Origin of the sequence: Actinophytocola sp., assembly GCF_035634895.1 — a bacterium.
Classification (GTDB): domain Bacteria; phylum Actinomycetota; class Actinomycetes; order Mycobacteriales; family Pseudonocardiaceae; genus Actinophytocola.
In genome coordinates this window covers 1-8,720 of the sequence record NZ_DASQCC010000209.1, presented here as the reverse complement: position 1 = coordinate 8,720, position 8,720 = coordinate 1, and the positions used below count along the sequence as shown (strand labels likewise).

The window sequence follows — 8,720 nt, the reverse complement described above, 5'->3', positions numbered from 1 at the left end:
GACGCTGGTGCTCGCTAGACGTTGTGGTCGAGAATCCGGCGCTGCAGATCCTTCAGCTCGTGCCCCGGCTCGACGCCGAGTGCGGCGCGGGTGCGGTGGTAGACACGCAGCGCGTCGGCCTGGCGGCCCGACCGGTAGAGCGCCAGCATGAACTGGCGGCACAGGCGTTCGCGCGGTGGGTCGGTCGCGGTGAGGACCTCCAGCTCGGAGGTGATCTCCCGGTGGCGGCCGCACGCCAGCTCCGCGTCGAGGCGGTCCTCCATGGCGGACAGGCGTTCGTCCTCGACGGCCGCCAGCTCCGGCCAGCGGGCACCGCTCTCCACCAGGTCGGCCATGGCGCGGCCGCGCCACAGGTCGAGGCCCGTGCGGAGCAGGTGCGCGCCGCGGGCCTGGTCGCCCTCGGCGATCGCCGTGCGGCCCTCCCGCGTGAGGCGGCGGAACTCGAACAGGTCGACGTCGTTCGGGTCGACGTGCAGCTGGTAGCCGGGTGGGCTCGTGCGCAGCGCCGACTTCGAGAGTGCCCTGCGCAGTGCCGAAACGGCGTTCTGTACCATTTTGCGCGCGGTCGGCGGCGGCTCGCCGGGCCACAGGGCGCCGAGCAGCCGGCTGGTCGGGACCACGCTGTTGGCGTGCAGCACGAGGTAGCCGAGGATCGCCCGCTGGCGGACACCGCCCAGCTCGACCTGGTGGTCCCCGGCGGTGACCTCGACACTCCCGAGAACGGCCACCTTCATGGCTTGAATCGTCGCATCTGGACACATCGCTTGGAAATTCGTGTGCGTCGCGAACTATCCATGAACAATTCACCCGCGACCGATGAGTGCGCCACTCGACCTTGCCGGGGCGTGCCGCTACCCCCCAAGATTGGAGAAATGACGGACACGGATCTGTGGATACGCCGGTTCCACCCGGCGGACGGCGCCATGACACAGCTGCTGTGCCTGTCGCACGCGGGCGGCTCGGCGAGCTACTTCTTCGGCGTGTCGAAGGCGTTGTCGCCGGACATCGACGTGCTGGCCGTGCAGTACCCGGGCCGGCAGGACCGATTACGCGAACAGTGCCTGACCTCGGTACAGGAGCTGGCCGACGGCCTCGTCGCCGCGCTGGCACCGCTGACCGGCCGGCCGATCACCATCTTCGGGCACAGCCTCGGCGCCACCCTCGGGTTCGAGGTGGCCGTGCGGCTGGAGCGCGCGGGTATCACGCCGACCGGCCTGTTCGCCTCCGGGCGGCCCGCGCCGTCCCGCAGCCGGCACGAACGGACGCACCTGCGTGACGACGCCGGCCTGATCGCCGGCATGAAGGAGCTGGGCGGCACCGACACGGCGCTGCTGGCGGACCCGGACGTCGTGAGCATGGTGCTGCCGGCGATCCGGGCGGACTACATCGCCGCGGAGACCTACACCTACCACGAGAGCCCGCCACTCTCGTGCCCGATCATCGCGCTGACCGGCGACCGCGACCCGAAGGTCACGGTCGACGAGGCCGACGCCTGGCGCGACCACACGAGCGCCGGCTTCGAGCTGGCCGTCTATCCCGGCGCGCACTTCTACCTCAACGACCAGGTGCCGGACGTCCTGCGCCGGATCAAGGAACACACCCGGTCGATCACCGCCCGCACCGCCTGACCGCGACTTGACCAGCCACGGTCGCGAGGTTGCCGGTGGTGGTGTTGTGCGCCGCGCCGGCGCACCCGAGCGCCGCGTGGGTGCCTTTCGCGGCGCCAGGTGCCGCGAGGTTGCCGAGGGTGGTGCGCGCCGCATGGGTGTTCTTTGCGGCGCCCGGGCGCCGGCATCGCGGTGGCGGTCGGTTCTTGCCGCCGGGTGCCGCGAGGTTGCCGCCGGCGGTGTTGTGCGTTGCGTGGGCGTCCTGGGCGGCAGCGTGTCGCCGGCGCGGCGGCGGTCAGGTCTCGGCGTCGGGTGCCGCGAGGTTGCCGCCGGCGGCGTTGTGGGTCGTGGGGGTGTTCCGCGCGACGGCGGGGCGTCGGTATCGCGGTGGCGGTCAGCTCTCGGCGCCGAGGAGTCTGGTCGACTCGGCCTGGTGTGCGAGGCGGCGCAACGCGGTGACCAGGGTGTCGCCGAGGGCGGTGCCCACCACCACGCCCTCCAGCATGGCGTCCATCTCCTCGATGCCCTCGATGTAGCTCAGATCGGCCGCCGCGATGCGCTCACACGCGTCGGCGTACGCGTCGAGGGTCCCCGTCCACACCCCGTGTCCGAGCTGCCGCGCGCTGACCAGCACGGCCACCACCGTCTGCCACGCCCTGCTGTCCGGCTTGACCTGCCACCCGCGCCGCTCGACCAGCTCCGCCACCCGCGCCTCCGCGAAGTCCCAGTCCTCGTCACGCGGCAGGGCGGGATCGGCGCTGATGCTCTCCTGGGCCGCGTAGAAGATCCGCGGCACCGTCTCGTCCGGGGTGTCGGCCGCGGACAGCACCTGCCGGACGGCCGTGATGGTCAGCCCACCGATGTCCACCAGCGCGCGGATCAGCCGCAGCCGCCGCAGGTGGGCATCGTCGTAGCTGGCCTGGTTCGGGCTGGACAGCTTGCCGGGCGGCAGGAGGCCCTCGCGCAGGTAGTACTTGATCGTCGGCACGGACACGCCACTGCGGCTGCTCAGCTCCTTGACGCGCATGGCCACTCCCGTTTGTGAAGTCTTCCTTGACCAGCGAAGCCGACCATATCACTATGGATAGCGGATAGTAACGCTATCTGGTCGACCAGGAGGATCCGATGGCAACCGTCTCCACGCTGGTTCGCAGAGCCTTCGACTGGCACCGGCCGCTGATGCTGTTCGCCGCCTTCGCGGCGTTCGTGGTCGTGGTGTCGGCCATCGGGCTCGTCGTCGACCACCGGATGCTGGTCGGCGCCCCGATCTGGGCCAAGCCGTGCAAGTTCGCCTTCTCGTTCGGGCTGTACGCGGCGACGTGGGCGTGGATGCTGTCGCTGCAACGCCGGCACGTGCGGCTCGGCCGGGCGCTCGGCACCGTCGCCGCCGTGGCCTGCGCCGCCGAGGTGGGGGTCGTCTTCGTGCAGACCATCCGCGGCCACCGCAGCCACTTCAACGTGGCGACCCCCCTCGACGCCGCCATGTGGGCGATCATGGGGGCCAGCATCGTGGTGCTGTGGGTGGCCAACCTGCTCGGCGCCGTCCTGCTCATGCGTGAGCGGCGCGCCGACCGGCCGGCGCTGTGGGCCGTGCGGTTCGGCACGGTGATCACGCTGGTGGGCATGGCCATCGCGTTCCTGATGACGTGGGGAACCGACGAGCAGCGCGCCAACCGCCCCATGAGGATCATCGGCGCGCACAGCGTGGGCGTGCCGGACGGGGGACCGGGCATGCCGGTCACGGGGTGGAGCACCACCGGCGGCGACCTGCGGGTGCCGCACTTCATCGGCGTCCACGGCCTGCAGGTGCTGCCCCTGTTCGCCCTCGCGGTCGCGCTGCTGGCGGTGCACCTGCCGCGGCTGCGCGACGAGAAGCTCCGGCTCCGTCTCGTGTGGACGTTCGCGGGCTTCTACGCCGGACTGATGGTGCTGACCACCTGGCAGGCGCTTCGCGGGCAACCGGTCGCGCGGCCGGACTTACCGACCATTGGTGCGCTCGGTGTGCTGGTGGCCGCCACCATGGCGATGGCGGTGTGGGCAGTGCGCGCCGCGAGAAGGCCCGTGCCGGCACGGGCCCGCGAGGAGGTACTGGTCTGATGTCGACTGCGTTCACCCTGGTCTTCGTCGCCGCCGCACCGTTCTGGGCGCTGATGATCCTGGCCCCGAAATGGCCGCGCACCAAGGCGATCATGTCCACGCCGTGGGTCGCGACCCCGCCGCTGGTCTTCTGGTTCGTCTTCGCGGTTCCCCGGTTCGGCGACGTGCTGCCCGCCGTGGCGAAGCCGACCCTGGCCGGCTGGCAGGACCTGCTGACCGACCCGGCGGTGCTGACGTTCATGTGGGCGCAGATCATCGCGTGGGACCTGTTCGTCGGGCGGTGGATCTACCTGGACAGCCGCGAGCGTGACGTGCATCCGTTGGTCATGGCCCCGATTCTCGTGCTGACCATCATGCTGTCGCCGATCGCCGTCCCGCTCTACCTTCTGCTCCGCCCGGTGCTGGGCCGCGCCGGGCAGCGCGAGCCGGAGCGGGTGGACCGCCCGGCCGTGCCCGTGTAGCTCCCGGACGGGAAACGCCCCGGTGGACCCCTTCCGGAGGGGTCCACCGGGGCGTTTCCTTTCTTCGCACGGAATTACCCGGCAGTGGGTGCGGAATTGACCGTAGGCGACCGGGAAAAAACCTGCTCGGCGGCATACTTGGCCTCGCCGGTGTCCCGCGTGGGAAAAGGGGGTAGCGATGTCTACCGAACGTGCTCTGCCGTCCTACTGGACGGTGGTGCTGACCGCGTCAGGCGCGAACTTCCTGGCCATGCTGGACTCCACGGTCACGATGCTCGCCGTTCCGGCCCTGCACAAGGAGTTCCCGGCGGCGACCCTGCCCGACCTGTCCTGGGTGATGAGCGCCTACGCCATCCTGTTCGCCGCGCTCCTCGCACCCTCCGGGCGCCTCGCCGACACCCTCGGCCGCAAGCGGATCCTGCTCGGCGGGATCGCCCTGTTCACCGTGGCCTCGCTCCTGTGTGCCCTTTCGCCCACCCTGCAGCTGCTGATCGCCGCGCGTGCCCTGCAGGGCGTCGGCGCCGCGATCATGGTGCCGGCCTCGCTTTCCGTGCTGCTGCTGGACTCCCCGCCGGCACGCCGGGTGATGTCCATCTCCCTGCTGAGCGCCGCGGGCGCGGCCGCCGCCGCGGTCGGGCCGAGCCTCGGCGGGCTGCTCGTCGAGGCGTTCAGCTGGCACGCCGTGTTCCTGATCAACGTCCCGATCGGCATCGCGCTCGTCATCGCCGGGGCCCGGGTGTTCCGGCCGGCGCCGGCGACCGGCGGCGCACCGGACCCGGTGGGCACCCTGCTGCTCGTGCTCGGTATCGGCGGCCTCACCCTGGGCATCACCAACGGCACCACCTGGGCATGGACCTCCGGCCGGACGCTGGCCTGCCTGGTCGGCGGCGCGCTGTGCCTGGTGCTCGCGGTGCTGCGGTCGCTGCGCCACCGCGCGCCCGCGTTCGAGTTCTCCCTCTTCTCCGGCAACCGGATGCTCACCGGCGCGAACCTGGTGGGGCTGCTGTACGGCACGGTCATGTACGCGTGGCTGCTCGGTAACGTGCTGTTCCTGACCGAGATCTGGCGCTACAGCGAGCTGGAGGCCGGGCTCGCGCAGACGCCCGGCGCGATACTCGCCGCCGTCGGCGCCGTGCTGATGGGCAAGGTCATGGGCCGGTTCGGCGGGCCGCGGTTCGCTGCGGTGCTCGGCATGATCGCGCACGCCTCGGTGCCGGCGGTCATGCTGTTCGTCCTGACCGACGACCCCGCGTTCCTGGAGCTCTGGCTGCCCGCCAGTGTGTTCGTCGGGTTCGGTATCGGCGCCACGATGATGGCCTCGATGTCGGCGGCCGCCACGTCCGCGCCGCCGACCAAGTACGCCAGCGTGAGCGCGTTGAACAGCACCGCGAGGCAGATCGGCGGCGCGCTCGGCGCCGCGGCCGTGGCCACCATCCTGCAGTCCGGCACGGCCGCCGACGGCACCCGCGACGTGCAGACCTACCTCAACGTGTTCACGTTCTGCCTCGTCCTGACAGCGGTCACGATCGTGGTCGCCATCGTCGGGCTCAAGAAGTCCAACTCGGAGGATGAAAATGGTGGACAAGTGCCCGATGCACGGCCACAGCATGCTGTTCGATGAGGAGTACTGGCAAGCGCCGTTCGACATCTACGCCACACTGCACGAGAAGGGCCCGGTGCACCGGGTCTGCCTGCCCGACGGGATCCCGGTCTGGCTCGTCACCGGATACACCGAGGTGTACGACGCGTTACGCGACCAACGCCTTGCCCGGCACCGGAAGTACGCTAACGACGACTACACCAACCACCTCCCGCCGGAGGGCCTCGCGGAGGCCCGGCTGGTGATGGAGGACCCGCCGGACCACACGAAGTCCCGCAAGCTCGTCAACCACGGCTTCGTGCCCCGGCGGATGCGGTTGCTCAAGCCGGTCATGGAGAAGCTCGTGTCCGACCTGCTCGACGACGTCGCGGCGAAGGGCGCCGACGGCGCGATCGTCGACCTGATGGACACCTTCTGCGCGCCGCTGCCGATCACCGTGATCTGCGACCTGGTCGGCGTGCCGGACGAGGAGCGCGTGCACGTCCGGGAGTGGGGCGAGCTGGTGTTCTCCCACAACCTGGTGAACCCGCAGGGAATCGGTGCCGCGATGGCGCGCGCACTGGTGGCACGCCGGACCGACCCGAAGGACGACCTGCTGACGGTGTGGGCCGAGGTGGCCGACGACGACGGGAACCTGCTGCCGCCGGAAGACCTGTCGCACATGGCGCTGATCATGTTCGCCGCCGGCTACGACTCGACGATGGGCATGCTGTCCTGCAGCACGCTCGCGTTGATGCAGCGGCCGGACCTGGCGAAGCGCCTGGCGGACGCCGGCGAGGACGAGCTGCACCGGATCATGGAGGAGATGTTCCGGATGTACAGCCCGACCCAGCGCGGGTTCCGCCGGTTCGCCCGTGAGGACATGGAGATCGGCGGCCAGCGGATCTCCGCCGGTGACACGGTCCTGCTGTCCATCGGTGCGGCGGACCGCGACCCGTCGGCCTTCCCCAACGCCAACGACCTGGACTTCGACCGGGCACAGAACAAGCACCTCGTGTTCGGCCGCGGCCCCCACGCCTGCCCCGGCGCGGAGCTGGCCCGCATCGAGAACGGGATCGCGCTGCAGCAGCTGTTCCGCCGCTTCCCGGAGATCTCGCTGGCCGTCCCCGAGGACGAGCTGCCCTGGCGTGAGTCGACGCTGATCCGGCTGCCCTTATCGCTGCCGGTCACCATTTCCTAATTTCACACGAGGAGTGTCCCCAGGTGGCGGACGAAGAGAAGTACCTGGCCTACCTGAAAAGGGCGACGGCCGAACTGCGTGAGGCACGCCGCCGCCTGACCGAGGTCGAGGGCAAGGCCCGCGAGCCGATCGCGATCGTCGGCATGGGCTGCCGGTTCCCCGGCGGAGTGTCCACACCGGACGAGCTGTGGGACCTCGTGGCCGGCGGACGTTCCGGCATCACGGAGTTCCCGGCCGACCGCGGGGACGCGTGGGCCCTTGACGGCCTGTACGACCCCGACCCCGAGGTGCCGGGCAGGTCCTACACCCGCCACGGCGGTTTCCTGCGGGAGGCCGGGCTGTTCGACCCGGAGTTCTTCGGGATCAGCCCGCGCGAGGCGCTCACCATGGACCCGCAGCAGCGGCTGCTGCTGGAGACCTCCTGGGAGGCACTGGAACGCGCCGCCGTCGACCCGCGCACGCTGCGCGGGTCGCGGACCGGCGTGTTCGTCGGCGTGATGTGCCACGACTACATCCCGTCGCTGGCCGAGCTGCCCGAAGGTGCGGAAGGCTTCTGGGGCACCGGAACCGCGGCGAGTGTCGCGTCGGGGCGGATCGCCTACCTGCTCGGGCTCGAGGGCCCGGCGGTCACGCTGGACACCGCGTGCTCGTCGTCGCTGGTGGCGCTGCACCTGGCCGTGCAGGCACTGCGGGCGGGGGAGTGCGACCTGGCGCTGGCCGGCGGCGCGACCGTGATGGCCAAGCCGGACACGTTCGTCGAGTTCTCCCGACAGGGCGGCCTTTCCGCGGACGGGACGTGCAAGTCGTTCGCCGAGGCCGCCGACGGCACCGGCTGGGGCGAGGGCGCGGCCGTGCTCGCGGTCGAGCGGCTGTCGGACGCGCGGCGGCTGGGGCACCCGATCCTCGCGGTGGTGCGGGGTTCGGCGGTGAACCAGGACGGCGCGTCGAACGGGCTGACCGCGCCGAACGGGCCGTCGCAGCAGCGGGTGATCACGCAGGCGCTGGCGTCGGCCGGCCTCGGACCGTCCGATGTGGACGTCGTGGAGGCGCACGGCACCGGCACCAGGCTGGGCGACCCGATCGAGGCGCAGGCGTTGATCGCCACCTACGGTCAGGGCCGGCCGGCGGACCGGCCACTGTGGCTTGGCTCGGTCAAGTCGAACCTGGGACACACCCAGGCGGCGGCCGGCGCGGCCGGCGTGATGAAGCTCGTGCTCGCGATGCGGCACGGGCAGCTGCCGCCCACGCTGAACGTCGACGCGCCGACCTCGCAGGTGGACTGGGACGCCGGCGCGGTCCGGCTGCTGACCGGGTCACAGCCGTGGCAGCCGGGGGATCAGCCCCGCCGAGGCGGCGTGTCCTCGTTCGGGATCAGCGGCACGAACGCGCACGTGGTCATCGAGGAGCCGCCCGCGACCGAGGACGCGGCCCCGGCCGACGGGCCGGTGGTGTGGCCGGTGTCGGCGCGGAGTGCGGAGGCGGCGCGGGCTCAGGCCGACCGCCTGCGATCCGCCGCGGCGGGTCTGCGGCCGGCGGATGTCGGCTTCACCCTGACGGCGGCCCGCACGAGGTTCGACCACCGGGTCGTCCTCGACCCGTCGGGCGTGGAGCTGGCGGCCGGATCGGTGGCCGAGGGCAAGCTGGCGTTCCTGTTCACCGGGCAGGGTGCGCAACGCGTCGCCATGGGTCAGCAGCTTTACGAGGCGTTCCCGGTGTTCGCGTCCGCGTTCGACGAGGTCTGCGCACACCTGGACCCCACCCTCCGCGAGGTCATC

7 protein-coding genes and 1 pseudogene are annotated in these 8,720 nt (G+C 71.3%); 6 read left to right on the top strand and 2 right to left on the bottom strand.

The annotated features are described in order from the left end of the window. Positions 1 to 14 precede the first annotated feature (14 nt). On the bottom strand, positions 15 to 734 hold the full coding sequence (locus VET29_RS31255; protein WP_324927286.1) for an AfsR/SARP family transcriptional regulator: 720 nt from the start codon (positions 732 to 734) through the stop codon (positions 15 to 17). 138 nt (positions 735 to 872) lie between these two features. On the opposite strand from VET29_RS31255, the gene VET29_RS31250 reads away from it, so the two are divergent. Further along, complete coding sequence (locus VET29_RS31250; protein WP_324927280.1) at positions 873 to 1,628, top strand: thioesterase II family protein; 756 nt, start codon at positions 873 to 875, stop codon at positions 1,626 to 1,628. Between the two features lie 373 nt (positions 1,629 to 2,001). Here VET29_RS31250 and VET29_RS31245 read toward each other — a convergent pair whose 3' ends face one another. Further along, entirely contained in the window at positions 2,002 to 2,634 is a 633-nt protein-coding gene (locus tag VET29_RS31245) for a MerR family transcriptional regulator (RefSeq protein WP_324927273.1), read from the bottom strand. Positions 2,635 to 2,732: 98 nt separating this feature from the next. Here VET29_RS31245 and VET29_RS31240 point away from each other — a divergent pair, with 98 nt between their 5' ends. The 5 genes and pseudogenes from VET29_RS31240 to VET29_RS31220 form a co-directional block, all read left to right on the top strand. After that, the gene (locus VET29_RS31240; RefSeq protein WP_324927267.1) at positions 2,733 to 3,704 is read left to right on the top strand and encodes a hypothetical protein; all 972 of its coding nucleotides are present in this window, start codon (positions 2,733 to 2,735) and stop codon (positions 3,702 to 3,704) included. Next, positions 3,704 to 4,165: an ABA4-like family protein gene (locus tag VET29_RS31235; protein ID WP_324927261.1), complete on the top strand. Its 462-nt coding sequence runs from the start codon at positions 3,704 to 3,706 to the stop codon at positions 4,163 to 4,165. Before VET29_RS31240 ends, VET29_RS31235 begins: the two co-directional genes overlap by 1 nt. A gap of 178 nt (positions 4,166 to 4,343) precedes the next feature. Beyond that, a complete protein-coding gene (locus VET29_RS31230; RefSeq protein WP_324927255.1) occupies positions 4,344 to 5,786 on the top strand; it encodes an MFS transporter in 1,443 nt (480 codons plus the stop codon). Then, positions 5,773 to 6,945, top strand: a complete 1,173-nt coding sequence (locus VET29_RS31225) for a cytochrome P450 (protein WP_324927249.1) — start codon at positions 5,773 to 5,775, stop codon at positions 6,943 to 6,945. Before VET29_RS31230 ends, VET29_RS31225 begins: the two co-directional genes overlap by 14 nt. A 23-nt stretch (positions 6,946 to 6,968) precedes the next feature. After that, positions 6,969 to 8,720 (top strand): annotated as a pseudogene (locus VET29_RS31220) (type I polyketide synthase); the annotation flags it as partial.

Coding starts and splice junctions, on each gene's coding strand:
- VET29_RS31255 (WP_324927286.1), bottom strand. CDS start 734: ATGAAGGTGGCCGTTCTCGGGAGTGTCGAGGTCACCGCCGGGGACCAC.
- VET29_RS31250 (WP_324927280.1), top strand. CDS start 873: ATGACGGACACGGATCTGTGGATACGCCGGTTCCACCCGGCGGACGGC.
- VET29_RS31245 (WP_324927273.1), bottom strand. CDS start 2,634: ATGCGCGTCAAGGAGCTGAGCAGCCGCAGTGGCGTGTCCGTGCCGACG.
- VET29_RS31240 (WP_324927267.1), top strand. CDS start 2,733: ATGGCAACCGTCTCCACGCTGGTTCGCAGAGCCTTCGACTGGCACCGG.
- VET29_RS31235 (WP_324927261.1), top strand. CDS start 3,704: ATGTCGACTGCGTTCACCCTGGTCTTCGTCGCCGCCGCACCGTTCTGG.
- VET29_RS31230 (WP_324927255.1), top strand. CDS start 4,344: ATGTCTACCGAACGTGCTCTGCCGTCCTACTGGACGGTGGTGCTGACC.
- VET29_RS31225 (WP_324927249.1), top strand. CDS start 5,773: ATGCTGTTCGATGAGGAGTACTGGCAAGCGCCGTTCGACATCTACGCC.